Annotated in this window: 18 protein-coding genes, 2 tRNA genes and 3 rRNA genes; 14 read left to right on the forward strand and 9 right to left on the reverse strand. The window is 40.4% G+C overall.

The features are described from left to right. Positions 1-20: 20 nt before the first annotated feature. Positions 21-1,127, reverse strand: a complete 1,107-nt coding sequence (locus tag BEN71_RS03210; RefSeq protein WP_068973655.1) for a PhoH family protein — start codon at positions 1,125-1,127, stop codon at positions 21-23. Between the two features lie 38 nt (positions 1,128-1,165). Then, on the reverse strand, positions 1,166-2,620 hold the full coding sequence (gene miaB / locus BEN71_RS03215) for a tRNA (N6-isopentenyl adenosine(37)-C2)-methylthiotransferase MiaB (protein ID WP_068973654.1): 1,455 nt from the start codon (positions 2,618-2,620) through the stop codon (positions 1,166-1,168). A gap of 265 nt (positions 2,621-2,885) precedes the next feature. On the opposite strand from miaB, the gene BEN71_RS03220 reads away from it, so the two are divergent. The 5 genes from BEN71_RS03220 (at position 2,886) to BEN71_RS03240 (ending at position 7,599) form a co-directional block, all read left to right on the forward strand. Beyond that, a complete protein-coding gene (locus BEN71_RS03220) occupies positions 2,886-4,859 on the forward strand; it encodes a lytic transglycosylase domain-containing protein (protein ID WP_068973653.1) in 1,974 nt (657 codons plus the stop codon). Positions 4,860-4,894: 35 nt separating this feature from the next. Then, on the forward strand, positions 4,895-5,554 hold the full coding sequence (locus BEN71_RS03225; protein ID WP_068973652.1) for a ribonuclease T2 family protein: 660 nt from the start codon (positions 4,895-4,897) through the stop codon (positions 5,552-5,554). A gap of 171 nt (positions 5,555-5,725) precedes the next feature. Next, positions 5,726-6,712 carry a malate dehydrogenase gene (locus BEN71_RS03230; RefSeq protein WP_068973651.1) on the forward strand — a complete coding sequence of 329 codons (987 nt, stop codon included), beginning with the start codon at positions 5,726-5,728 and terminating at the stop codon, positions 6,710-6,712. A gap of 202 nt (positions 6,713-6,914) precedes the next feature. Continuing rightward, positions 6,915-7,151, forward strand: coding sequence for a DUF2789 family protein (locus BEN71_RS03235; RefSeq protein ID WP_068973650.1), 237 nt, complete (start codon positions 6,915-6,917; stop codon positions 7,149-7,151). A 196-nt stretch (positions 7,152-7,347) separates the two neighbouring features. After that, a complete protein-coding gene (locus BEN71_RS03240) occupies positions 7,348-7,599 on the forward strand; it encodes a DUF2789 family protein (RefSeq protein WP_068973649.1) in 252 nt (83 codons plus the stop codon). A gap of 116 nt (positions 7,600-7,715) precedes the next feature. Here BEN71_RS03240 and BEN71_RS03245 read toward each other — a convergent pair whose 3' ends face one another. Continuing rightward, a complete protein-coding gene (locus tag BEN71_RS03245) occupies positions 7,716-8,243 on the reverse strand; it encodes a hypothetical protein (protein WP_068973648.1) in 528 nt (175 codons plus the stop codon). Between the two features lie 111 nt (positions 8,244-8,354). After that, entirely contained in the window at positions 8,355-8,957 is a 603-nt protein-coding gene (locus BEN71_RS03250) for a 2OG-Fe(II) oxygenase (protein WP_068973647.1), read from the reverse strand. Between the two features lie 115 nt (positions 8,958-9,072). Between BEN71_RS03250 and BEN71_RS03255 the strand changes: the two genes are divergently transcribed. The 8 genes from BEN71_RS03255 to rrf all read left to right on the forward strand — a co-directional run bounded on the left by BEN71_RS03255 (position 9,073) and on the right by rrf (position 17,935). Further along, positions 9,073-9,930 carry a 23S rRNA (adenine(2030)-N(6))-methyltransferase RlmJ gene (locus BEN71_RS03255; RefSeq protein WP_068973646.1) on the forward strand — a complete coding sequence of 286 codons (858 nt, stop codon included), beginning with the start codon at positions 9,073-9,075 and terminating at the stop codon, positions 9,928-9,930. Positions 9,931-10,083: 153 nt separating this feature from the next. Next, positions 10,084-10,911 carry a CDP-diacylglycerol--serine O-phosphatidyltransferase gene (pssA, locus tag BEN71_RS03260; RefSeq protein ID WP_068973645.1) on the forward strand — a complete coding sequence of 276 codons (828 nt, stop codon included), beginning with the start codon at positions 10,084-10,086 and terminating at the stop codon, positions 10,909-10,911. A 46-nt stretch (positions 10,912-10,957) separates the two neighbouring features. Then, a complete protein-coding gene (locus BEN71_RS03265) occupies positions 10,958-12,043 on the forward strand; it encodes a DUF6670 family protein (protein ID WP_068973644.1) in 1,086 nt (361 codons plus the stop codon). Between the two features lie 435 nt (positions 12,044-12,478). Next, positions 12,479-14,017, forward strand: a 16S ribosomal RNA gene (locus tag BEN71_RS03275). Positions 14,018-14,076: 59 nt separating this feature from the next. Next, positions 14,077-14,153: transfer RNA gene (locus BEN71_RS03280), tRNA-Ile, on the forward strand. A gap of 73 nt (positions 14,154-14,226) precedes the next feature. Further along, a tRNA-Ala gene (locus BEN71_RS03285) sits at positions 14,227-14,302 on the forward strand. A 430-nt stretch (positions 14,303-14,732) separates the two neighbouring features. Continuing rightward, positions 14,733-17,624 (forward strand): 23S ribosomal RNA (locus tag BEN71_RS03290). Positions 17,625-17,820: 196 nt separating this feature from the next. Continuing rightward, positions 17,821-17,935, forward strand: a 5S ribosomal RNA gene (gene rrf / locus BEN71_RS03295). The 16S, 23S and 5S rRNA genes sit together here with 2 tRNA genes alongside, the layout of an rRNA operon. A gap of 143 nt (positions 17,936-18,078) precedes the next feature. On the opposite strand, the gene BEN71_RS03300 is transcribed toward rrf, so the two are convergent. Further along, on the reverse strand, positions 18,079-19,452 hold the full coding sequence (locus BEN71_RS03300; protein WP_068975499.1) for a dihydrolipoyl dehydrogenase: 1,374 nt from the start codon (positions 19,450-19,452) through the stop codon (positions 18,079-18,081). Positions 19,453-19,592: 140 nt separating this feature from the next. Here BEN71_RS03300 and BEN71_RS03305 point away from each other — a divergent pair, with 140 nt between their 5' ends. Continuing rightward, complete coding sequence (locus BEN71_RS03305) at positions 19,593-21,305, forward strand: hypothetical protein (RefSeq protein ID WP_068975500.1); 1,713 nt, start codon at positions 19,593-19,595, stop codon at positions 21,303-21,305. A 311-nt stretch (positions 21,306-21,616) separates the two neighbouring features. Here the strand turns inward: BEN71_RS03305 and BEN71_RS03310 are convergent, their stop codons facing one another. The 4 genes from BEN71_RS03310 to thyA form a co-directional block, all read right to left on the reverse strand. Beyond that, on the reverse strand, positions 21,617-22,057 hold the full coding sequence (locus tag BEN71_RS03310) for an META domain-containing protein (RefSeq protein WP_068975501.1): 441 nt from the start codon (positions 22,055-22,057) through the stop codon (positions 21,617-21,619). A gap of 92 nt (positions 22,058-22,149) precedes the next feature. Next, complete coding sequence (locus BEN71_RS03315) at positions 22,150-23,211, reverse strand: Lnb N-terminal periplasmic domain-containing protein (protein ID WP_068975502.1); 1,062 nt, start codon at positions 23,209-23,211, stop codon at positions 22,150-22,152. A 29-nt stretch (positions 23,212-23,240) separates the two neighbouring features. Beyond that, the gene (locus BEN71_RS03320) at positions 23,241-23,753 is read right to left on the reverse strand and encodes a dihydrofolate reductase (protein ID WP_068975503.1); all 513 of its coding nucleotides are present in this window, start codon (positions 23,751-23,753) and stop codon (positions 23,241-23,243) included. A gap of 118 nt (positions 23,754-23,871) precedes the next feature. Beyond that, positions 23,872-24,714 carry a thymidylate synthase gene (thyA, locus tag BEN71_RS03325; protein WP_068975504.1) on the reverse strand — a complete coding sequence of 281 codons (843 nt, stop codon included), beginning with the start codon at positions 24,712-24,714 and terminating at the stop codon, positions 23,872-23,874. Positions 24,715-24,769 lie beyond the last annotated feature (55 nt).

Here is a 24,769-nt window from a genome sequence, read left to right on the forward strand (position 1 = left end):
ACCAATCCTTCATGTCAAACTTAAGCATGATCTTGATCGGTCGCAGGCTCTTGATGTTGAGCATCAGCAGCCGAATCATTCTCAGCAATGAGTGCTTCTTGACGTGCTTTGCGTTCAGCACGTGCTTCAGCGGTTAAACGATGTTGCTCGCTGTCCCAACCCTCATAGGCTTCGACAATTTTTTGTACCAGCTGGTGACGAACGACATCACGAGAGTGGAAGCGAGTAATGTGAATTTCTTTGATTTTCTCAATGATTCGCAATGCATGCGCAAGCCCAGATTGCTGACCACGCGGTAAATCAACCTGAGTAATATCACCTGTAATCACGGCACGAGAACCAAAGCCTAAACGGGTTAAGAACATCTTCATTTGTTCAGGTGTGGTGTTTTGTGCTTCATCCAAAATCACGAAAGAATGATTCAGTGTACGACCACGCATATAGGCAAGTGGGGCAACTTCAATCACTTGACGCTCAATCAATTTTGCCACTTTTTCAAAACCCAGCATTTCATACAAGGCATCATAAAGTGGACGTAAGTACGGATCAATTTTTTGACTCAAATCACCCGGTAAAAATCCAAGTTTTTCACCTGCTTCAACAGCAGGGCGAACCAAGAGAATTCTTTGAATTTCATTACGTTCGAGCATATCTACAGCAGCTGCGACGGCAAGATAGGTTTTGCCTGTACCCGCAGGGCCGATCCCGAAAGAAATGTCACTTTGTAAAATACGTTGCACGTAGCGTTTTTGATTTGCACCACGTGGATTGATACGACCTTTACGGGTTTGTAGCCAAACATCGTTTAGCCCCGTATGTTCATTATCCGAAAGATCTTCTTGAATTTCTCGGTCAGTTTGACTGCCTTGAATGAGGAGGTGAATGGTATCTGCGCTGACTTGAGGTGTGAACTCAGCTTCAGCATGTAAGCGCTGCAATAAACTTTCAGCTCTCTCAACAGCTTCTATATCTCCATCGATATAAAAGCTGTCACCACGGTGAGAAATACTGACTTCTAAACGTTGTTCGATTTGTTTCAGATGACCGTTATAAGCACCCAACATGCTTTTTAAACGTTCAACTGAAATACCCGGAAAAGCTACTGTACGTCGAATCGCTGCAGTCAAGAGATATCCTTTTTATAAATAAAGTCTATACCCTTACATTACGCCACGTCAGGCTCAAGATTCAAGAGTTCTCCGTAAACTAAATTTAGGGTCTTAATCTCTGTAATCTCAATCTCTGCAAAGCGTCCGACCCAAGCGGCGTCACCTACAAATGTTACTAAACGTGTATTGTCCGCTGTTCCGACCAATAAATTCGGATCTTTATTGGAAACATTCTCGATCAAGACACGTTGAATCGTACCGAGCATCGCATCTGTTTTTTCAATACTGGATTGTTTTATCCATTGTTGAACTTTAGCCAAACGCTCTTTCTTCACATCTTCAGGTGTGCTGTCTAGTAATTCAGATGCTGGCGTGCCTGGACGTTTTGAATAGATGAAACTATAAGAATGATCGAAATCTAAATCTTGAATAAATTGATAAGTTTCGGCAAAGTTTTCATCTGTTTCACCAGGGAAACCAATGATGAAGTCTGAAGATAAATGCATATCTGGACGAACTTTACGAAGTTTTGCAATTTTTTCAATATAAACATCAATGGTGTGATTGCGTTTCATCGCTTGTAACACATCATTTGAACCGCTTTGTACAGGTAAATGAAGATGTGAAACCATTTGCGGTAAATCACGATAGCATTGAATTAAATCATCATTAAATTCAAGTGGATGTGATGTTGTATAGCGTAAGCGACCAATGCCTGGAATTTCTGCGACTAAACGAAGTAGGTCTGCAAAAGTACAGATTTCACCTTCAAAGGTTTCGCCACGGTAGCCATTGACGTTTTGACCCAGTAGGCTAATTTCACGTACACCTTTTTCAGCCAAACCAGCGATTTCAGCTAAAACGTCATCGAGAGGGCGAGAAACTTCTTCACCACGTGTATACGGAACAACACAGAATGAACAATATTTTGAACAACCTTCCATGATGGAAACAAAGGCTTTATAACCTTCAACACGTGGCTCAGGTAAGAAGTCGAATTTTTCAATATCTGGGAATGAAATATCCACCAGTTTGATTTTTTCTTTTTTCGGCTTCTCAATTTGTTCAACGTGTTGATCAAGCATTTGTGGTAAACGATGTAAAGTTTGTGGGCCAAAAACCATGTCCACATAAGGCGCACGTTTTTGAATGTTGTCACCTTCTTGAGAAGCAACACAACCACCGACACCGATCACTAAGTCTGGATTTTGTTCTTTTAGTTTGCGCCAGCGACCCAATTCAGAAAACACTTTTTCTTGTGCTTTTTCGCGAATTGAACAGGTATTCATCAGTAGAATATCTGCATCTTTAGGGTCGGTGGTCAGCACATAACCGTGTGAGTCGCCTAAAAGGTCTGCCATACGATGACTGTCATACTCATTCATCTGACACCCTTGTGTCTCGATATACAGTTTTTTGACTGCACCGTCGACAGGGGTGTGCTGTGGCTGGGTTACAGTGTTTTCTGAGGCAGCTTTGGCACCATTGGGGATGAAGGTTTGAACCGTCATGGAGGCGTTTATCCTATGAAAAAGGGAATTTGGAACGTTATATAGAACCTGATTTTATCAGACTCATAAAAAGCGCGCTATTTTACAGTATTTAAATCAAACTCAGGGAAATATTTACGTCTGGTGATTTTTTAGGTGAAAATATGGATGAAAAATAGAGAAAATTATTAATGGCGAATCATAAGGTTACATAACACAACAGTAGAAATGAATTAGAATAACTAAACTAGTCACAAATCAGTGCGTCAGTAAGTTAAGGCATGTCATGCAGGTTGAGAGAAAAACGGTGTTAAAGCAACAACTTAATCAGAATAAATTAAAAGCTTACCTTTTAGGAATAATCGCGTGTGCAGGTGTGCAGGTGACGCAAGCTGCTGAAGAAGATTTTAATAGTGCATTACGTAATGCCAATAGTCCAAGTGCATTGGAACAATATCGCTATAGCATGCAGAATGACGCACTCGGTTACTATCCAGAATATTGGTCACTAAATTCCAATCTCGCATTCCAACCTGCGTCAAATATTGTGAACTTTGCAAAACGCTATCCTCAATCTGCAATGGCTGAAAAATTAGCAGCAGATTATGTTGAGGAAAAAGTCAAACAAGCAGATTACGCAACGGCTCAACCTGTTTTGGCTTATGTGACCAATCCAGATCAAGCGGAACGCTGTGCGGTTGCCCAAGTTCGTGCTCGAACAGGTGATTCATTGGTTTTTGCTGAATTTAAAGATGTTTGGTTGACTACTAGTTCACAGCCTGAGTCGTGCAATGGTTTGGGACGAATGATGTTGTCTAGTCCGTTAATGACGACACAAGACCGTCAACAGCGTCTATATGCACAATTACGAGCAGGGCAGTCTGGACAAGCGATTGCAACGGCACAGAGCTTAGGGATTAACTTATCATTAAGCCAACTCAATCAAATCCAAGCCAGTCCACTGAATTATTTATGGTCAGCGCCAAAAACTAATGTTCAGGATTATGCTTATTTGGTGTATGCACTTGGACGTGCTGCAGATACTGATTTGACCAGTACTTTACAGTCTATGCCAAAACTGGTGCAGGACGTTCCTGCCGATGTACAGAAGTATTTGTATCGTACTGTGGGATATATCGGTGGTACAACGGTCATGAAAAATAACTTCAACCGTGAAGTGCTACAAAACTTTGATGCCAGTTATGGTGCGCCATTCAGTAGTGAAGAGTCAGAAGTGTATGCACGACAAGCCATTCGATTTGGGGCTTGGGAAAGTGTGATTCGCGCGATTGACAGTATGAGTGTGACGCAAAAGCAAGAAGACCGTTGGCAATATTGGTTGGCACGTGCTTCTGAGCAACGCAATGATGCTCAATCAAAAAAAGCAGCCAATGAAATTTATCAGCGTTTAGCCATGTCGGGTGATGACTATCATAATCTGTTGGCAAAAGATCACTTGGGGCAAAAATATAGTGCTAACCCTGCCAAAGAACAGCCATCAGCAGATGATCAGCAACGTTTAAATCAAGACATTCATTTCCGTCGTGCATTTGCCTTGCGTAATATTAATGCACCTGCGGCATATACAAATCGTGAATGGAATTGGGCTGTACGCCAAGCGTATTTAAAACACGATGACGGACTGCTTTTAGCGGCATCGAAACGTGCAACAGAGATGGGTTGGTACGACCGTGCGATTTACGCCGCTGAACGCACAGAGAAAAAACATAACTATAATTATCGCTATGCAACGCCACACCAAAGTTTAGTGGTCAGCCATAGTCGAAATGCGGGCATTGATCCAGCTTGGGCATATGGCTTAATGCGTCAGGAAAGTCGTTTTGTTACGGCAGCACGTTCTCATGTGGGTGCAGGTGGTTTGATGCAAATTATGCCAGGTACAGCAAAGTTGGTTGCTCGACAAATGGGGGAAACCTATAACCCAGCTGCATTAAGCGATGCGAATACCAATATTCGTTATGGCACATTCTATTTATCTATGATTCATGGGCAGTTGAGTAGCAATCCTGTTTTGGCAACCGCAGGTTATAATGCAGGACCAAACCGAGCTAAGCGTTGGCAGCCTGACTATCAAAATCTTTCAGCGGATCAATATACTGAATCGATTCCACTCAATGAAACACGTGACTACGTGAAGAATGTGATGACCAACGCAGCACATTACGGAATTTTACTTGGGCAAGGACCTCAAGCGATTGAAAGTCGTATGCCTATTATTCCAACTCGAGTATCACAGTAAAAATTGGATCAAGTCAGCGTTTTATTGGTAAGTAAATGAATTTGAGTATTTTGCGTAAATTGAAAAAATCTTGCATGGCATGGGTTTTAGGCTGTGCAGGATTCTTTTTGTTTAATGTGCCGTTACATGCTGCACCGCAAATACAAGGCTATGTGATGCAGGTTCAATTAACGCCTGCGGTTTGTGCATTAGACTCGACCAAACAAAAGCAACGTAAATGTTTAGAAGGTTATTCACTCACGATTACTGGGCTATTGCCTGAAACGACTGAGCGAAATTGTTCAACCAATAGTTCTGCGAGTTTGTCTCCATTACAGGCTAAAGTTGTTGCACGTGTCATGCCTGAAGAAAATGCACGTGTGCAATTGTGGCGCAGTGTGGGTGGTTGCGTACCGATGAATGCAGCACAATATTTTCGAACAGTGATTAATTTAGCAGATAAACTAAAAGTGCCGACAGAATTGACCAGTGCAGAAAATAAAAATGTGCAACATCATGCATTGAAGTCTCAGATTGTGCGTTTGAATCCAGGTATGAACAGTGAAAGTATCCGCTTTACCTGCCAAAGTTATGCGTCAAACCCAGTATTGACCGAGGTGCAAGTGTGTTATCGGGTCAATGGTCAGTATAAACAATGTTCAAACCATATCGTGTCAAATTGTCCGAATACATTCTCGATCAAAGGGACATATTAGGTCTTTCAACAGATTTTATTCATATTTCCTATCATACTTTTGTTGAAATTCATTCTCTTTTACATGCAAGTGTCAAAGGATTGGAGTACAATCTTTGCCGTTTATGATAATTCGATTAAAACGGATTCAACCGTTTAGTCACATTAACGATCCTCAATTGGAGATAATTACATGAAGCAAGCAGTTCGTGTTGCCGTTACTGGCGCTGCAGGTCAAATCGGTTACAGCTTATTATTCCGTATCGCTAGTGGTGAAATGCTTGGTAAAGACCAACCAGTTATCCTTCAATTATTAGAAGTTCCATTTGAAAAAGCTCAAGCTGCGCTTAAAGGCGTAATGATGGAATTAGACGACTGTGCATTCCCATTGTTAGAAGGCATGATCGGTACTGATGATCCTAAAGTTGCATTCAAAGATGCTGACTATGCACTTTTAGTTGGTTCACGTCCACGTGGTCCTGGTATGGAACGTGCTGAACTACTTAAAGTAAACGGTGAAATCTTCATCGGTCAAGGCCAAGCACTTAACGAAGTTGCGAGCCGTGACGTTAAAGTTCTTGTTGTAGGTAACCCTGCGAACACTAACGCTTATATCGCAATGAAATCTGCTCCAGATCTTCCAGCGAAAAACTTCACAGCAATGTTACGTCTTGACCACAACCGTGCGTTAACTCAACTTGCTCAAAAAGCGGGTGTTGCAGTTTCTGACATCGAAACGATGACTGTTTGGGGTAACCACTCTCCAACAATGTATGCTGACTACCGTTTTGCAACAGTAAACGGCGAAAGCTTAAAAGACAAAATCAACGATGCTGACTGGAATGCAAACGTATTCCTTCCAACTGTTGGTAAACGTGGTGCTGCAATCATCGAAGCACGTGGTTTATCTTCAGCTGCGTCTGCTGCAAATGCTGCAATCGATCACATGCGTGATTGGGCGCTTGGCACAAACGGCAAATGGGTAACTATGGGTATTCCTTCTGACGGTTCTTATGGTATCCCTGAAGGCGTAATGTTCGGTTTCCCTGTAACTTGTGAAAATGGCGAATACAAAATCGTTCAAGGTCTTGAAATCGACGAATTCAGCCGTGAACGTATCAACGTTACACTTGATGAGTTAGAAGGCGAACGTGCAGCAGTTGCTGACATGGTTAAATAATTGAATTTTTAAGATCACTGATCTTTTAGATTGAATTGAAGAAGCACTCCATTTTGGGGTGCTTTTTTATGGAAACTTATTGACAATATGATTAACAAACAATAACAAGAACAATGCAAGATTGAGCTGAATTTAGAATGAAAAACAGTTAGTTTTAAACCTATTATCGTACTTTTAACAATAAGGAATAGAGGGAAATAAAATGTTTGATGAACAACCGACACTCAAATTATTATTTGATCAGTTAGGATTGGATTCTGATCAGGCTTCAATCGATCAGTTTGTGGAAAGCCATCAATTATCAAAAGGCGTCATGATGCACGAAGCAGATTTCTGGAATGATTCACAGCGCGATTTTATAGCCAGCCACTGGCGTAAAGATGATGATTGGTCTTTGGTGATTGATGAGTTGAGTGAGTTATTGTCGCATAAACCATAGATTTTATTGAAAACGTGTTCTATATCAAATAATGATTGAAATTTAATCACAAATTGAAACAACAAAAAATAGCTGCGAGGCTATTTTTTTTATCTGAATTCTTATAAGTTAGTTGTATAAGTAAATACAATTTTTTTGATATAAATTTCACAATGATTAAATGACAGAGATTTAACCGAGGGAGGGCAGGAAGCTCATGAATAAACAACCATCTTTAGCCTTATTATTTTCTCAGCTCGGTTTGGCAAATAGTCCTGCTGCAATTGAGCTTTATGTCCGGACTCACCAATTAACCGCAAATCAAAATTTGCATGACGCACCATTCTGGAATAAATCACAGCGCGATTTTTTAATCAGTCATTTGGTTCAAGATGACGATTGGTCGATGTGGATTGATGAACTTAATCAACAATTACACATGGATGCTTATAAGTTACAAATGGCTTAAATTTTCCTTCCCCCAGAGCAACAAAAAAGATGGTCACTCAAGTTATTGAATGACCATCTTTTCTATATTAATTCAAATGTTGGTTTTAACTTTGTACAAGCCTGTGTAGGCTGAACTCAATGCAACTTATTTTGAACCATTTGCGTGAACCAAGTTTCATTACGTACAGGTTTTAAAGCAGGGTGTTGTCTTAACAAGACCAGATCAAAATCAGCTGTCGCCATATATTTTTTGAGCCAGTGTCGTGTCAATGACAATTCATTTTTGCTCACAGAAGCATAAGCAAGCATGAAATAAATATCCGCACTTTCATGTTGTGTCATAGGCTTTAAAATTTGCTGCGTGATCAATGCATAACGAACTTCTTTGGTCAGTTCAAAATAGATCATATAGGCTTTGGCTAAATGTAACGACAAATTCACATACAAAGACATTGGCATTTCTTCATATTCAACACGTGCGGTTTCGAGTAACACGATAGCTTCTTGAAGAAAATGAATTTGCTCTTGTTTGGAGTTGCTTTGTTCGACCAATTGTAAACGTAAGTCACCACGTTCAAGCGCCAACTCAGGAGTATTGCCTGACAAATACAATTGATCCGTTTCGCCAATACGTGAAATGATTTGTTTTGTATTATCAAACATGTGCTGAATCCTCTTAATTTCTACACTCTATTATGAGGTTGATTGGCTAAATTTAAAGTGAGATAAAATGCGATACAGCGTTGCATTTTTACCGTGTTGGCGCAAATCCAGTTACAACAAAGCATTATCACTTCTGAGCCATGCCGTGATCGACAGCCGTTGATGTTTTGCTTCTATGACTTCATGGAGTAGATCGCTTTGAAACATGGCTATACGATTAGGTTTTGGTTCAATGAAATGCCAAATGTTATTTTTATCTTGTAAATGTAGCTTGCCACCCCAGTCATCTTGCCATTGTTCATGTAAATAATACACGGCAGAAATCATTCTGCCATTTTTACCTTGTGGGTTATCACGATGTAAGGCATAAAACTCACCTGCGTTATAACAGGCAAAATGTGCTTCTACATCTTTGATCCCTAGATAAAAGGCACGATTTAAACTTTGCGAAAGTTGGAATAGAGCTTGAATATGCTGTTGTGCAATGGCTAAATTTTCATTAATCCATAGAATATGATCACTGCGAATATTACTCACAACACCATTTTGAATCGCTGCATCACGAAATTCATTTAAATGTGATGTACACTCTTTAACCAATTGATGTACGTATTCTAAAGAATAGGCATGATCAATAATGGTAAATCCATGTTGATCTAAATCATCAAGAATTTGATCAACATTCCAAGACTTTGGGACAAGAGAAGCTTCCATAAATGACCAAAAATAACCGAATAAAATAAGCTTGTTATTTTAGAACAAACGATGGGCAGTGAAGAAACATTTTTTCGTGTTAAAATATGCGTTGAACTCAGGAATTAATCGAAACATGAATTACCGTCACCATTTCCATGCAGGCAACTTTGCCGATGTCATGAAACATGTGTTATTGCTGCAACTTTTGACACGTCTCAATGCTAAAGACAAACCATATCGCTATATAGATACACATGGTGGTGCGGGTAAATATGACTTATCTACATCTGAGGCGCAAAAGTCAGGTGAGTTTTTAACAGGGATTCATCGCCTTGTTAAACTCGATGATTCAATTAAGCGTAATGCGCCTGAAGGCGTAAAACAATATCTTAAGATTGTTGAAGATATGCGTGCAGGTTCAGGCAAAGGTGCTTATCCTGGTTCGCCGTGGTTTGCTATTGAAGCGATGCGTGATATTGATAAAGCGACTATTTTTGAAATGCAACGTGATGTGTTTCAACAGCTCTATTTTAATATTCGTGATAAACGTGCGGGCTTACATGAGCGTGATGCTTATGAAGGTCTTTTAGGTGTAATTCCACCAAAAGAAAAACGTGGCTTGGTAATGATCGATCCACCGTACGAAGTTGAGCGTAAAGATTTTCCACAATTGGTTGAATTGATCGTGGCAGCCTATAAAAAATGGCCAACAGGTGTTTTTGCGATTTGGTACCCAATCAAAGACCGCGCGATGATTGAACGCTTTGAAAAGAAAATGTTTAAAACAGGTATTCGCCGTCAATTGGTCTGCGAAGTCTGCGTATGGCCTGATGACACGCCAGTAGGTTTAAATGGTTGTGGTCTGTTGGTGATTAATCCACCTTGGAAATTCTCTGAAGATGCAGATGAAGCATTGCAATGGTTATTCCCACATTTGCGTATGAGTGAAAATGGTGGGCATGCGGCAGTGCGTTGGTTAGTTGGAGAATAAAGCATTCTGTTGAACATGCCGTGGATGATGTGAATTACAATTTTAGACCAAATAAATGAAGTAATTCATGTCATTTTCACTTAAAAATGAATGTAGTAAATCAATTCGGTAGAATATCAACAGCTCGCTTAGAGCCATAGATAGGATTTTAAAATGACAAATATAAATAAACCAGAAAGTCCAAACTCTTCTCATCAAGACCCAGGATATGATGGCATCACATTTGAGGTTGAAGAAGAAGAGCATACGCATGAAGGGCAGAAGGTGAAACGTCGCGGAATCTATTTGTGGCCAAATTTAATTACCACTTCAGCATTGTTGTCGGGATTCTACTCGATTATTGCCAGTATGAATGGTGATTATACTCAGGCAATCTATGCGATTTTTATTGCTGCACTGCTTGATGGTTTGGATGGGCGAGTTGCACGTGCGATTGGTGCACAAAGTGCTTTTGGTGAGCAATTCGATTCGTTATCAGATTTATTGGCTTTTGGTGTTGCACCTGCGATCCTGATGTATAGTTGGAGTTTACATGATTTAGGTCGTATCGGATTGGCGGCCTGTTTTGTCTATACTGCATGTGCTGCATTCCGTTTAGCCCGTTTCAATGTGCAAATCGGTGTAGTCGATAAGCGTTATTTTATTGGTGTTGCTAGTCCCTTGGCTGCGGTTATGATTATTTCATTGGTTTGGGTAGGTCGAGATTTTCCTTATATTTTTGACCTAAAAGATATGACGATTCAATCAATTAATGCTGCGATTATTATTGCTGTAGGATTGTTGATGATTTCAAATATCAAATACTATTCATTTAAGACCGTAGACCGTAAACGAGTTCCTTTTTTTGTATTACCAATCGCTGTTTTTATCCTTGCTGCGATGACCTATAATATTCCTGTAGGTATTCTGGTGATTTCAGTTATCTATGCGATTTCTGGTTTTGTAACGACTTTTCTTGCACGTAAAAATACGGTTGCATAAGATGAGCTAAATAAAAATGAATAATTAAAATGGTGAGGAGCTTGATATGCGGTTGTTTCAAGATTTCTTAGATCAGTCTAGGCAACTGAATCAAGCTCAAAAACCTATAGAATTACAATATCATCCACCGAAAGATAAATATAAAATCATTCACCAAAAATTGGTCATTACAGATCTTCCTGCGCCATTACATTATTTCAACTTCTTTAGCTTTATGGGTCAGCCTAATAGCGCAGTTTTTTGCAACCAAAGTGAAGTTTCGACAAGCGCATTAGATACGGCAACAGTTTTGGTGAGCTCTAGTCCAAACATGGTTGGACAACTCAATTCATATTCAATAAAAAATGATTGTCAGTTTTCCAATGATGAAAATCATCAAGTGAATTTTGGGTTTGGACAAAAAGAAAAGCTATTTGGAAAATTCCCAAGTTTTGAAATTCAAAGACAAGATGATGAACTTAGTTTTAATTTAAAAGTGACTACCATGCCACTGGTTTCATATTTTAGTTATTTAAAATTTGGGTTTGCAGAGCATTGGTCTGTGCCAGCACATTGCGAGGGCACGATTCAATTTAAACAGGAAAAATATCAAATTCAACAAATGGGTGCTTTTGAATATTTGAGAATGGTGAACTTTCCTTATCTTCCACATGCTTTATATGTCTATCAAATTGTGCAACTCAGCGAAGACTTACAAATGATCTGTATGCATAGTCGTGATCAAATGAACAGTATTTTATATTCACGAATTTATTTACGTGATGCTCAGAATAATCAAATGACGATGCTAGATAAGAAAGCGCATTTTAATATTGACCGAGTCTTTCCTAAAGTTAAAACGCCAAACCAACAAGAAATGTACTTGCCACGTGAGTTTGGGTGGCAATATCAAGATGAAAATATTCAAATCAATCTAGAAGCGCAAAGTCGTGGCGATTATAAATTTGGTTTAGGTGCAGGCTATGTCGGTAGCTTTAGTTATCAACTTCAAATTAATGAAGACCTATATCAAGGCGAAAGTGGTTATTGTGAATACATCGATTGCCGACCTTTAAAGTGGCAAGAAATAGATAAAGAGAATAAAGCTTTTAATAAATCTGCAAACCCTGCCCTAATTATGCTTAAAAAATAGCAAAAAAAGCAGTTTTTGCAGAATAAATAAACAGACAGAACAGTTTTTTATAAAAAAAAGAAAAAGGGGGTTGCGTCTGACCTGAAATGCTGTAGAATGCACATCCATCGGCGGTGATGAAGATTAAAACTTCTGATAAAACAGTGACTTAGTTAAGATTGATTGGGTTGGGTTTTAGAGAGAAAGTTTAAAATAATTTGAATTACTAGTTGACTTTGAAGAGATTCGGAGTAATATAGCCGACCTAGCTTGATGCTGACGAAGCATTGAGAAGATCATTAAGAGAATATGAAGAACAACTTGTGTGGATTTTTACTGATTGATTGATCGAAATATTATCATTGATTGATTGGTTTAAATTACTCGAAGTTTATTTGAGAGAATTTGTCAGAAAATTGATGAGCCAGAATTGTGACCTTAAGTCACTAATGATTTTAACTGAAGAGTTTGATCATGGCTCAGATTGAACGCTGGCGGCAGGCTTAACACATGCAAGTCGAGCGGGGGGAGTTGCTTCGGTAACTGACCTAGCGGCGGACGGGTGAGTAATACTTAGGAATCTGCCTATTAGTGGGGGACAACGTTTCGAAAGGAACGCTAATACCGCATACGTCCTACGGGAGAAAGCAGGGGATCACTTGTGACCTTGCGCTAATAGATGAGCCTAAGTCGGATTAGCTAGTTGGTGGGGTAAAGGCCTACCAAGGCGACGATCTGTAGCGGGTCTGAGAGGATGATCCGCCACACTGGGACTGAGACACGGCCCAGACTCCTACGGGAGGCAGCAGTGGGGAATATTGGACAATGGGGGGAACCCTGATCCAGCCATGCCGCGTGTGTGAAGAAGGCCTTATGGTTGTAAAGCACTTTAAGCGAGGAGGAGGAGCTCTTGGTTAATACCCAAGATGCTTGGACGTTACTCGCAGAATAAGCACCGGCTAACTCTGTGCCAGCAGCCGCGGTAATACAGAGGGTGCGAGCGTTAATCGGATTTACTGGGCGTAAAGCGTGCGTAGGCGGCTTTTTAAGTCGGATGTGAAATCCCCGAGCTTAACTTGGGAATTGCATTCGATACTGGGAAGCTAGAGTATGGGAGAGGATGGTAGAATTCCAGGTGTAGCGGTGAAATGCGTAGAGATCTGGAGGAATACCGATGGCGAAGGCAGCCATCTGGCCTAATACTGACGCTGAGGTACGAAAGCATGGGGAGCAAACAGGATTAGATACCCTGGTAGTCCATGCCGTAAACGATGTCTACTAGCCGTTGGGGCCTTTGAGGCTTTAGTGGCGCAGCTAACGCGATAAGTAGACCGCCTGGGGAGTACGGTCGCAAGACTAAAACTCAAATGAATTGACGGGGGCCCGCACAAGCGGTGGAGCATGTGGTTTAATTCGATGCAACGCGAAGAACCTTACCTGGTCTTGACATAGTAGAAACTTTCCAGAGATGGATTGGTGCCTTCGGGAATCTACATACAGGTGCTGCATGGCTGTCGTCAGCTCGTGTCGTGAGATGTTGGGTTAAGTCCCGCAACGAGCGCAACCCTTTTCCTTATTTGCCAGCACTTCGGGTGGGAACTTTAAGGATACTGCCAGTGACAAACTGGAGGAAGGCGGGGACGACGTCAAGTCATCATGGCCCTTACGACCAGGGCTACACACGTGCTACAATGGTCGGTACAAAGGGTTGCTACACAGCGATGTGATGCTAATCTCAAAAAGCCGATCGTAGTCCGGATTGGAGTCTGCAACTCGACTCCATGAAGTCGGAATCGCTAGTAATCGCGGATCAGAATGCCGCGGTGAATACGTTCCCGGGCCTTGTACACACCGCCCGTCACACCATGGGAGTTTGTTGCACCAGAAGTAGGTAGTCTAACCGTAAGGAGGACGCTTACCACGGTGTGGCCGATGACTGGGGTGAAGTCGTAACAAGGTAGCCGTAGGGGAACCTGCGGCTGGATCACCTCCTTAACGAAAGATTGACGATTGGTAAGAATCCACAACAAGTTGTTCTTCATTGATGTATCTGAGGGTCTGTAGCTCAGTTGGTTAGAGCACACGCTTGATAAGCGTGGGGTCACAAGTTCAAGTCTTGTCAGACCCACCATTCTGACTAACGAAATATTTGAATGAGAGTTTAAATATAGAATACAGAAAATTAGATATATTGGTCTTAAGCTGGGGACTTAGCTTAGTTGGTAGAGCGCCTGCTTTGCACGCAGGAGGTCAGGAGTTCGACTCTCCTAGTCTCCACCAAATTTTAAGAATAGAAAAGCAACGCTTTTCCTTAAAATTTAAGCAAAAAGCTATGCTTTGCGCAGGCTTTAATCGAACGAAGTCCTAGATTATAGAAATTAATAAGAAGTCGGCGTATTATACGCGTCTTGTTAACTTCTGTGATTTATCACAGTTTACTACGCATCGACGAGATGGTAGTTAATCATTAACAGAATATATTTGAGTTGAAATAAATTGTTCATACTCATTTCAATTAAACATAAGAATATGACACGCAAGTGACATGTTTGAATGATTAAGAGAAATTGAGTTACTAGCGATTAAACTGAATCAAGCGTTTTGGTATATGAATTTAGATTGAAGCTGTACGGTGCTTAGGTGCACAGTACTTCAAACTGTAATGTTGATTGTTCTACTTGTAGGAACAAGCGACTGTTTGGGGTTGTATAGTCAAGTAATTAAGTGCATGTGGTGGATGCCTTGGCAGTCAGAGGCGATGAAAGACGTAATAGCCTGCGATAAGCTTCGGGGAGGCGGCAAATATCCTGTGATCCGGAGATTTCTGAATGGGGGAACCCACTTATCATAAGATAGGTATCGTAACATGAATACATAGTGTTACGAGGCAAACGAGGGGAAGTGAAACATCTCAGTACCCTTAGGAAAAGAAATCAATTGAGATTCCCTCAGTAGCGGCGAGCGAACGGGGATCAGCCCATTAAGTTATATGTGTTTTAGCGGAAAGCTCTGGGAAGTGCTACCGTAGAGGGTGATAGTCCCGTACACGAAAGGGCACATATAATGATGACGAGTAGGGCGAGGCACGTGAAACCTTGTCTGAATATGGGGGGACCATCCTCCAAGGCTAAATACTCCTGACTGACCGATAGTGAACCAGTACCGTGAGGGAAAGGCGAAAAGAACCCCTGTGAGGGGAGTGAAATAGATCCTGAAACCGCATGCATACAAGCAGTGGGAGCCGACTTGTTCGGTGACTGCGTACCTTTTGTATAATGGGTCAGCGACTTATATTCAGTAGCAAGGTTAACCGTATAGGGGAGCCGTAGAGAAATCGAGTCTTAATAGGGCGCATAGTTGCTGGGTATAGACCCGAAACCGGGTGATCTATCCATGAGCAGGTTGAAGGTTGGGTAACACTAACTGGAGGACCGAACCCACTGTCGTTGAAAAGCCAGGGGATGACTTGTGGATAGGGGTGAAAGGCTAATCAAACTCGGTGATAGCTGGTTCTCCCCGAAAGCTATTTAGGTAGCGCCTCGGACGAATACCATTGGGGGTAGAGCACTGTTTCGGCTAGGGGGTCATCCCGACTTACCAAACCGATGCAAACTCCGAATACCAATGAGTACTATCCGGGAGACAGACTGCGGGTGCTAACGTCCGTAGTCAAGAGGAAAACAATCCAGACCGCCAGCTAAGGTCCCAAAATCTATATTAAGTGGGAAACGATGTGGGAAGGCATAGACAGCTAGGAGGTTGGCTTAGAAGCAGCCACCCTTTAAAGAAAGCGTAATAGCTCACTAGTCGAGTCGGCCTGCGCGGAAGATGTAACGGGGCTAAAATATAGTACCGAAGCTGCGGATTTACACGTAAGTGTAAGTGGTAGGGGAGCGTTCTGTAAGCCGATGAAGGTGTGTTGAGAAGCATGCTGGAGGTATCAGAAGTGCGAATGCTGACGTGAGTAACGACAAAACGGGTGAAAAACCCGTTCGCTGAAAGACCAAGGGTTCCAGTCCAACGTTAATCGGGGCTGGGTGAGTCGACCCCTAAGGCGAGGCCGAGAGGCGTAGTCGATGGGAAATTGGTTAATATTCCAATACTTCTGTGTAATGCGATGAGAGGACGGAGAAGGTTAAGTCAGCCTGGCGTTGGTTGTCCAGGTGAAAGGTAGTAGGCATGCATCTTAGGCAAATCCGGGGTGCTCTATGCTGAGAACTGATAGCAAGCTAGTTTACTAGCGAAGTGGCTGATACCATACTTCCAAGAAAAGTCTCTAAGCTTCAGTTACACAGGAATCGTACCCGAAACCGACACAGGTGGTCAGGTCGAGTAGACCAAAGCGCTTGAGAGAACTCTGCTGAAGGAACTAGGCAAAATGGTACCGTAACTTCGGGAGAAGGTACGCTGTTGTTGGTGATGGAACTTGCTTCCTGAGCTGACGACAGCCACAGAAACCAGGCCCCTGCAACTGTTTATTAAAAACATAGCACTCTGCAAACACGAAAGTGGACGTATAGGGTGTGATGCCTGCCCGGTGCTGGAAGGTTAATTGATGGGGTTAGCGTAAGCGAAGCTCTTGATCGAAGCCCCAGTAAACGGCGGCCGTAACTATAACGGTCCTAAGGTAGCGAAATTCCTTGTCGGGTAAGTTCCGACCTGCACGAATGGCATAATGATGGGGGCGCTGTCTCCAGCAGAGGCTCAGTGAAATCGAAATCGCCGTGAAGATGCGGTGTACCCGCGGCTAGACGGAAAGACCCCGTGAACCTTTACTGCAGCTTGACATTGAACTTTGATCTTACTTGTGTAGGATAGGTGGGAGGCTTTGAAGTGGCGACGCTAGTTGCCATGGAGCCGTCCTTGAAATACCACCCTGGTAATATTGAGGTTCTAACTCTGTCCCGTTATCCGGGACGAGGACCATGTCTGGTGGGTAGTTTGACTGGGGCGGTCTCCTCCTAAAGAGTAACGGAGGAGTACGAAGGTGCGCTCAGCGTGGTCGGAAATCACGCGTAGAGTATAAAGGCAAAAGCGCGCTTAACTGCGAGACCCACAAGTCGAGCAGGTACGAAAGTAGGTCTTAGTGATCCGGTGGTTCTGTATGGAAGGGCCATCGCTCAACGGATAAAAGGTACTCTGGGGATAACAGGCTGATACCGCCCAAGAGTTCATATCGACGGCGGTGTTTGGCACCTCGATGTCGGCTCATCTCATCCTGGGGCTGAAGCAGGTCCCAAGGGTATGGCTGTTCGCCATTTAAAGAGGTACGCGAGCTGGGTTTAGAACGTCGTGAGACAGTTCGGTCCCTATCTACCGTGGGCGTTGGAAATTTGAGAGGATCTGCTCCTAGTACGAGAGGACCAGAGTGGACGAACCTCTGGTGTACCGGTTGTGACGCCAGTCGCATCGCCGGGTAGCTATGTTCGGAAGGGATAACCGCTGAAAGCATCTAAGCGGGAAGCCTACCTCAAGATAAGATTTCCCTAGGACTTTATGTCCTCTAAAGAGCCGTTGAAGACTACGACGTTGATAGGTTGGATGTGGAAGCATGGTGACATGTGAAGCTGACCAATACTAATTGCTCGTGAGGCTTGACTATACAACACCCAAACAGTTGTGTTGTATGCATCAATCGATTCAAAACCAAACAATCAGTAATGATTGACCTTGATTTAGTTCAAAAGCTAGATACAATTACCAACTCAAATTATCCTGTTAATAACTCATTTGACCAAAGCTAGGCACACACTGTAAATACAGTTAAATAAGACCAAGTGATTAATCATAAACAGTTTGCTGGCGACAATAGCAAGAGTGAACCACCTGATCCCTTCCCGAACTCAGAAGTGAAACCTCTTAGCGCTGATGGTAGTGTGGGGTTACCCATGTGAGAGTAAGTCATCGCCAGCTTTTAAATTTAAAACACCCTCAACTAGAAATGGTTGAGGGTGTTTTTTATTGGACGGAAAATATATGTGTAATTTTGGTATTTAGATAAAAAGAGCTTCTATTATTCAATAGACGCTCATAATCCACATTGATTTAACACTATATTATCGTAGTTGTCTTCTTGCATGTTTCAATGCAGTACGTAATCCTTCTTCTAGTGTTGGATGGTAAAAAGGTTTTTTTAGAATATCATCAATTGTTAATTCTTCACCGATTATCCAAGAGAGTAGATGTGCCATGTGTTCTGCTGATTCTACAAATAATTCAGCACCTAAAAGCTTTCTTGAATTTTTGTCTACATACACTTCTATCGCGCCTTTATTTTTTCCTAAAACCAAAGCACGCCCCTGTTTTTCATATGATACGAAGCCAGTTATAAACTCAATGTTTGATTTGGTTAGATTTGTATAACTTTGTCCCACAATTGCCATTTCCGGATTGCTAAACACAATACCTAAAGGTGTTAAAGTATTTAGATTGCTTACTTTAGGAAAGTTTAAGCAACTTGAGATAACCTCACGTCCTTCATTGGCGGCTTCATGTTGTAATGGTGTTTGAGTAAAAGCATCACCAATGATAAAGATCGGTAATGACGACAATTGCTTACTTTTTAGATCAATTGGAAGTTTTTTTAGGTCTGAAAAAGCAGGATCAATATTTTCTAAAGCTAAGCTGGGTAAATGTGTATTACGCCCAGTAGCATTTAAAATATAGTCTACATGGATGGATCTAGACTGATTATTCTCAGTAAAGTGAATTTCAACGCCTGCTTCTTTATTTTTAATTTGGCTAGGTAATACTTCAAATTTAATATTTAGTTCTTTTGTTAGTTCTATTTGCGCAATATTTTGTAGGGTTGGACTACTGAGCACACCGACTTTTTTGCTGCGTGCAAATATCGTGGTTTCAACACCTAAACGATGCATTGCTTGTGCTAATTCAATTGCAATAACACCACTACCAATGACTGCAATGGATTTTGGTAAAGTATTTAATTCAAATATTTCATCCGAAGTCATGAGCTTATCGCCAATTTCATTTTTCCAATTTTGGTCGTAGCTTGGTGTTGAGCCGACAGCGATAATAAATGATTTTGCTCGGTATTGTTCTCCATTTACTTCAATGGTATTCGGATTGATAAATTTAGCTTCACCTGAAATTTTATGTTCTGCATTCCAGCTTTCAACGTCTTTAAGTGTTGCTCGAGTAAAGCGATTACGCAAAGTTTGTACGTGTTCCATTACTTGGCTTGTATCTATTTCTGATTTTACGTTTAAAGCAATTTCTTGGGCATTTTGAATATCATGCATTCGATTGGCGGTGGAGATGAGCACTTTACTCGGCATACATCCTACACGTGCACAGGTTGTATCCCAAGGACCTTTATTGATAATAAGTACATTTTGAGTATGTTTAATTGCTTCTTTATAAGCACTTATGCCCGCTGTTCCTGCACCGATAATAATAATGTCGTACATATATTAACCTGATTTTAAACAATAAAAATTACATAAAAAAACATTTATAAATAGCATATTTACACCTGTAAATATCTATGGTTACATAGCAGGCAAATTATACAAATACAAATTTAAGGTTTCTTCAGTTGGGTAAAATTATGGATACTAGAAAATTTACTGGAAAGTTAAGTGCAATTGCTATTTCAATTTTGTTAGCGAGTTGTGGTGGGGGAGATGGTTATTATGGTAAAAGTGGTTCACCAGCTGGCGATGGTGATACAACAACAACTCCAAAACCTGTTGCAACAAATTATCACATCGTAATGAATTCATCTAAGCCAACACTTAATGTGATTGGAGATAAAGCGACGTTAACTGTTAAATTAGTCGATGTTAATGGTGGTGGAGTTTCAGCACAAAATGTGTCATTGGCAATTGAAGATACGCAAAATAATGGGATAACTATTGCCGGTACATCAACTAGTGTAACGGATGAGCTTGGAAATGCTGTATTTAACTTAGAATTAAATGGTGCAAATATAAAAAATATTGATGATTTGGTTGCTAAAGGTGTGAGACTGACTGCTCAGTTTGTAGACACATCTGAAAAAATTACCTCACAAACAATGTTATTGAATGTATCTAATTCTGTTAGTGGTGTTGAAGCTTTATTACATTTAAATCTAACAACCAATAAACCAACATTAGTTGTCACTGGTGACTCAGCACTTATTACAGTAAAAGCCGTAGATGAGAATGGTGGTGGTGTTAGTGGTCAGTCTATTTCACTCGCAGTGTTAGATACTAAGACCAACTTAGTCACTATTTCTGGTGCATCTGTTATCACAACGAATGATGAAGGTAATGCTACATTTACGATAGTCTTACCAAGCTCGAGTGGTAGTGTTGCTGATAATCTAATAAAAAATGGTATTACACTGAATGCATCTATTAAAGATAGTAACGGTGTTACTACTTTACAATCTACTAAGTTAAACGTTACTTCAGCTGTAGTAACGCAGCCAGTAGGAAATATCACGTTTGGTCGTTCAGGTGTGATCTCAAAGAATCCTGCGGAAACTTATTATACAGAGTCATTGTCTGCACATATCGTAGACATAGATGGTAAACCAATAGCAAATCAAACGGTAACGATGAGTATTGATTTTCTTCAAGCTTATGAAGGTGTATTTAAGCTAAAGCAAGAACTCGATAATATTCGACAAAATGATGTATTAACTTTAAAGACTAAGTCTGCTCAAGCTTCGGCAAAGTTACAACAAGCGAATAGTGAATTAGCTGATTTACAAAGCCAATTAGCTGATAGTAAATCAGAGTTAGATAAGCAAAAGGCAATAGATCCAGCAACAGCTGACTCTAAGGCTGCAATAATTACGCTTAATAATTTAATCGCTGATTTAAATGGTAAAATTTCAGTAAAAAAATCAGAGATAAATGCATTTCAAGCAACAGTTACAGCTCTACAAGCTGGAGTTGATGCTTTAACTGGTTTGGTGATAGCTCCTCGAACACCAGTCAAATGTGCAATTGCAGCGACAAAGCCTATTGCTACAGGTTTTGTTTCACCAGATGGCACGATTACTCCTACATTTACATACACTTCCGATTCTACTGGTAAATTTGATTTTAAAGTTAACTATTTGAGAAGTTATGCTGGTTGGCAAAGTGTTCAGCTAAATGCTGATGTGAAGGTGAGTGGTAGCTCTTTAAGATCTAGTATGAATTATGGTTTAGGTATCATGAAAGTAGATAGTGATTCAGATGCAGGACAACCTTTTGATGCCAGTCCATATGGAACGAATTGTCCATTTGTAAAACCTTGGCAAGGTATTATGGATGCATTTAAATAAAAAAAAACAGCGCCTCGGCGCTGTTTTTTTATTTCACAGATGTCCCCATACTGACACCTACAGTCGGTCTTACATTCATCGAACTACATGCTGAAAGAAGTAAACATGTGATTATGACAGTAGCTAAAATTTTCATAAAGACAGCCAAGTTTAAAAATAAAACCTTATTTTAAATTGGAATTATGGATGGGGTATGTATTAAAAGTATTGTTTCTATCTTGGATTGATGATGAAAAAATATTCATAAATTAAAAAGCAAAAGCCCGAATAATCGGACTTTTGCTTTTTAATTTTAAGAGGCGGTTTAGTGTTTATTGAATTTTGTACTCTAAAACACGATTTCCATGTTGATCCAGTAGTTTTAAGGTTTTGTTATAGACTTGATAACCTTTCACCCTATTCAATGCTTCAGTATATTGCCCTGCAAGTTGCATCGTATTTTGACAAAACATATTGGTCGCACCCAATTGCCCAAGCGTGATGTGCTGTCCTTTAATCGCATACTGTCCCATGAGACGATTACAACCATCTGAACCACTGACACGTAAGTCAGAACCAAACTGAATACTTGGGTTATTACGTGCATTTGGATCAGCTTTAAATTCAGTCGCACCAATATAAGTGAGTTCCCAATTTTTATTTTGTAATAAGGCTAAATTTTGAGCTTGTTGATCTGAATTAGGTGTAGTTGTACAAGCTGTTATCAATAAGCTTGCGGTCACAATTGAAGTTGAAATTAGGTTTTTTAACATAAACGATCTCTTTAATTTCAATAAATTTATCTACATAGAAAATAAATGAAATTTCTGGTCTGAGCAAATTTAAATATACAACTTGCGATTACTCATTTCTCTAAAGGTTGGGGTAAACCGAGACGAACGACTTTTGAAAAATTGGTACTGTTCTGATATTTAAAATGTGCATATCTCGCAGTTCTTGGGTTGATATGTGCATTTTTATACCATTCTTTCATTGACCATTGATGACTAAGCGCACCTAAATCATATAAATAATTTGGTAAATAACCTGAAGCAAATAAACGATAATCTGAAGGAAGTTTTTTAGGACTAATGGCTTGAATCATATCAAAAACCAAAGTTGTACAGTTACTTGTTAGCGTGTTGTACCATTTCGGATTTTGGGCTAAACCATCGGATTTTGATAAGTATTCTTCAAACAGTGCTTTGCTTTCTGCTTTGGGTAATTGAATGGGAAAGAAGTAGACTTGTTCACCACGAATATTACTACGAGTATAAACAATATCTTTTTCATCTGAGGCAATCAGACTCAACTCAAACTGTCGAAAAAAACCACCGATGGCAGAAAAGCTTTCAGTTTTCTCTTTGCGTATTTCTATTGAAAAAACCAAAGGCTTTTGATCCGAAAAATTAAAACTGACCAAGGTATGTGCGATTTGAGGTCCCATCCAATAGGAGGTAATGATATTGACTCCAGTGATGTGATCTAAATTAAATGTACGAGTATCCCATTGTTCATCATACTGTGTTTCTGAATGCCAGTTAAAATTACGGACATTGTGAATAGTGACCAAATTCCCTTGTTTTTCATAGCTAAAAATACGAGAGACTTCAGGACTCCATTGACGATCTTGTTTAGCAGGAATATTGAAATACCACAATAGACTGATCAGAAAAGCCGCTATGTAGATCAAAGTATCTGTTTTTCGGCTAAACAGATTTTTTGTAAAATAGATTCCTAGAATACTAAAAGCGAAAATAACCCAAAGCGCGATGATGATATAACTCACCACTTGCCCTAAAGGTTGTTGTATCCATATCGCTAAACAAAACCAGAGTGATGTCAGAACAATAAAAAGCCCAAAAAGGGAATGGAGCAAGCCCATTAAAATGGTATGCATTACTGATTTTCTATTTACACTGTTCATAACATGCTATTTTTATTTATTAAACAGCCCTATTTTCGGTAAGTTGCAAACTCAAATGCAATGGCAGTTTTGTCATCAATATGTGATTCAGTTGCGACTTTTTTAAATTCAGCAGGAATTTCTGGGTAATGTGCATCACCTTGCACATCCAGTTCAACATGAGTGAGTTCTAAACGATCAGCAATATTGATGGTTTGTTTGAAAATTTCACCACCACCGATGATAAAGATTGTATTTGGTTTTTCTGAGGCTAAAACATCAGGAATGGCTTGTTCTAGTGCTGATTCAATTGAGTCCGCAGTTTTTACACCTTCAAAAGCCCAGTTTAGATCACGGGTAATCACCCAGTTGACACGTTTCGGTAGAGCACGTCCCATCGATTCAAGGGTTTTACGTCCCATTACCACCACACCGCCTTGGGTGATTTCTTTAAAGTGTTTTAGGTCGGCTGAAATATGCCAAGGAAGATCGTTGCCTTTGCCGATACAATGTTGCTGATCCATTGCAACCACATGCACAATTTCAAAATTTTTAAATGTCATAATTAACTCGTTTTTAATCCCTCCCAACCTCCCTTTGTCAAAGGGAGGAGTTTAAGAGAGGAGAATATTTTTAAAGAGGGATTTAGGGGAATTCAATTAATGTGGTGTTATTTTAAAATTAAACCGCAACAGGAGCTTTAATCGCAGGATGCGATTCGTAACCGACAATTTCAATATCTTCAAATTTAAAATCGAAAATGTCTTTGATTTCAGGATTGAGTTTCAATTGACATAAAGGTAAGGGTTCACGGGTCAATTGTAATTGCGCTTGTTCAAAATGGTTGGCATATAAATGTGTATCACCACCAGTCCAAACGAAGTCGCCTACACCTAAGCCACACACTTGCGCGATCATGTGTGTGAGTAAGGCATAGCTTGCAATATTAAACGGCACACCTAAAAACACATCTGCACTGCGCTGATACAGTTGGCAAGATAATTTACCATCTTGAACGAAGAACTGGAACAAGGTATGGCAAGGTGGTAGTGCGACTTTACCTGCTTCATTTGGATTCCAACCAGATACGATTAAACGACGTGAGTTTGGATTGGTTTTGATTTCATTGACCAACCAACTGATTTGATCAAAGCCATCATTTTCAAACAAACCATCCTCTTTTTTAGTCGCACCAAAGTTACGCCATTGATGACCATAAACAGGTCCCAATTCACCTTCAGGGCGTCCAAAACGAGCCGTTTGTTCAGCAGTTGACCATTCATCCCAAATCGATACTTTATTGTCTTTTAAATACTGAACATTGGTATCACCTTTCAAGAACCATAACAGTTCAATCACGATTGAACGGAAATGCACTTTTTTGGTGGTGAGTAAAGGGAAGCCTTTAGATAAGTCAAAACGCATTTGATGACCAAATACAGAACGTGTACCTGTACCCGTACGATCACCTTTGTCACCGCCATTGTCTAGGATATGTTGTAAAAGGTCTAAATACGCTTTCATAAATGTTCCAAGTTGAGGAGAGTGGCTATCGACAAGACCAAAGGATAAGACAAGT

Source organism: Acinetobacter wuhouensis (assembly GCF_001696605.3).
GTDB classification, from domain to species: Bacteria; Pseudomonadota; Gammaproteobacteria; order Pseudomonadales; family Moraxellaceae; genus Acinetobacter; species Acinetobacter wuhouensis.

What these genes read in the sequence shown, in the direction of transcription:
- miaB (WP_068973654.1), bottom strand. Translation starts at nt 2,620, where the DNA reads ATGACGGTTCAAACCTTCATCCCCAATGGTGCCAAAGCTGCCTCAGAA.
- BEN71_RS03220 (WP_068973653.1), top strand. Translation starts at nt 2,886, where the DNA reads ATGCAGGTTGAGAGAAAAACGGTGTTAAAGCAACAACTTAATCAGAAT.
- BEN71_RS03225 (WP_068973652.1), top strand. Translation starts at nt 4,895, where the DNA reads ATGAATTTGAGTATTTTGCGTAAATTGAAAAAATCTTGCATGGCATGG.
- BEN71_RS03230 (WP_068973651.1), top strand. Translation starts at nt 5,726, where the DNA reads ATGAAGCAAGCAGTTCGTGTTGCCGTTACTGGCGCTGCAGGTCAAATC.
- BEN71_RS03235 (WP_068973650.1), top strand. Translation starts at nt 6,915, where the DNA reads ATGTTTGATGAACAACCGACACTCAAATTATTATTTGATCAGTTAGGA.
- BEN71_RS03240 (WP_068973649.1), top strand. Translation starts at nt 7,348, where the DNA reads ATGAATAAACAACCATCTTTAGCCTTATTATTTTCTCAGCTCGGTTTG.
- BEN71_RS03245 (WP_068973648.1), bottom strand. Translation starts at nt 8,243, where the DNA reads ATGTTTGATAATACAAAACAAATCATTTCACGTATTGGCGAAACGGAT.
- BEN71_RS03250 (WP_068973647.1), bottom strand. Translation starts at nt 8,957, where the DNA reads ATGGAAGCTTCTCTTGTCCCAAAGTCTTGGAATGTTGATCAAATTCTT.
- BEN71_RS03255 (WP_068973646.1), top strand. Translation starts at nt 9,073, where the DNA reads ATGAATTACCGTCACCATTTCCATGCAGGCAACTTTGCCGATGTCATG.
- pssA (WP_068973645.1), top strand. Translation starts at nt 10,084, where the DNA reads ATGACAAATATAAATAAACCAGAAAGTCCAAACTCTTCTCATCAAGAC.
- BEN71_RS03265 (WP_068973644.1), top strand. Translation starts at nt 10,958, where the DNA reads ATGCGGTTGTTTCAAGATTTCTTAGATCAGTCTAGGCAACTGAATCAA.
- BEN71_RS03300 (WP_068975499.1), bottom strand. Translation starts at nt 19,452, where the DNA reads ATGTACGACATTATTATTATCGGTGCAGGAACAGCGGGCATAAGTGCT.
- BEN71_RS03305 (WP_068975500.1), top strand. Translation starts at nt 19,593, where the DNA reads ATGGATACTAGAAAATTTACTGGAAAGTTAAGTGCAATTGCTATTTCA.
- BEN71_RS03310 (WP_068975501.1), bottom strand. Translation starts at nt 22,057, where the DNA reads ATGTTAAAAAACCTAATTTCAACTTCAATTGTGACCGCAAGCTTATTG.
- BEN71_RS03315 (WP_068975502.1), bottom strand. Translation starts at nt 23,211, where the DNA reads ATGAACAGTGTAAATAGAAAATCAGTAATGCATACCATTTTAATGGGC.
- BEN71_RS03320 (WP_068975503.1), bottom strand. Translation starts at nt 23,753, where the DNA reads ATGACATTTAAAAATTTTGAAATTGTGCATGTGGTTGCAATGGATCAG.
- thyA (WP_068975504.1), bottom strand. Translation starts at nt 24,714, where the DNA reads ATGAAAGCGTATTTAGACCTTTTACAACATATCCTAGACAATGGCGGT.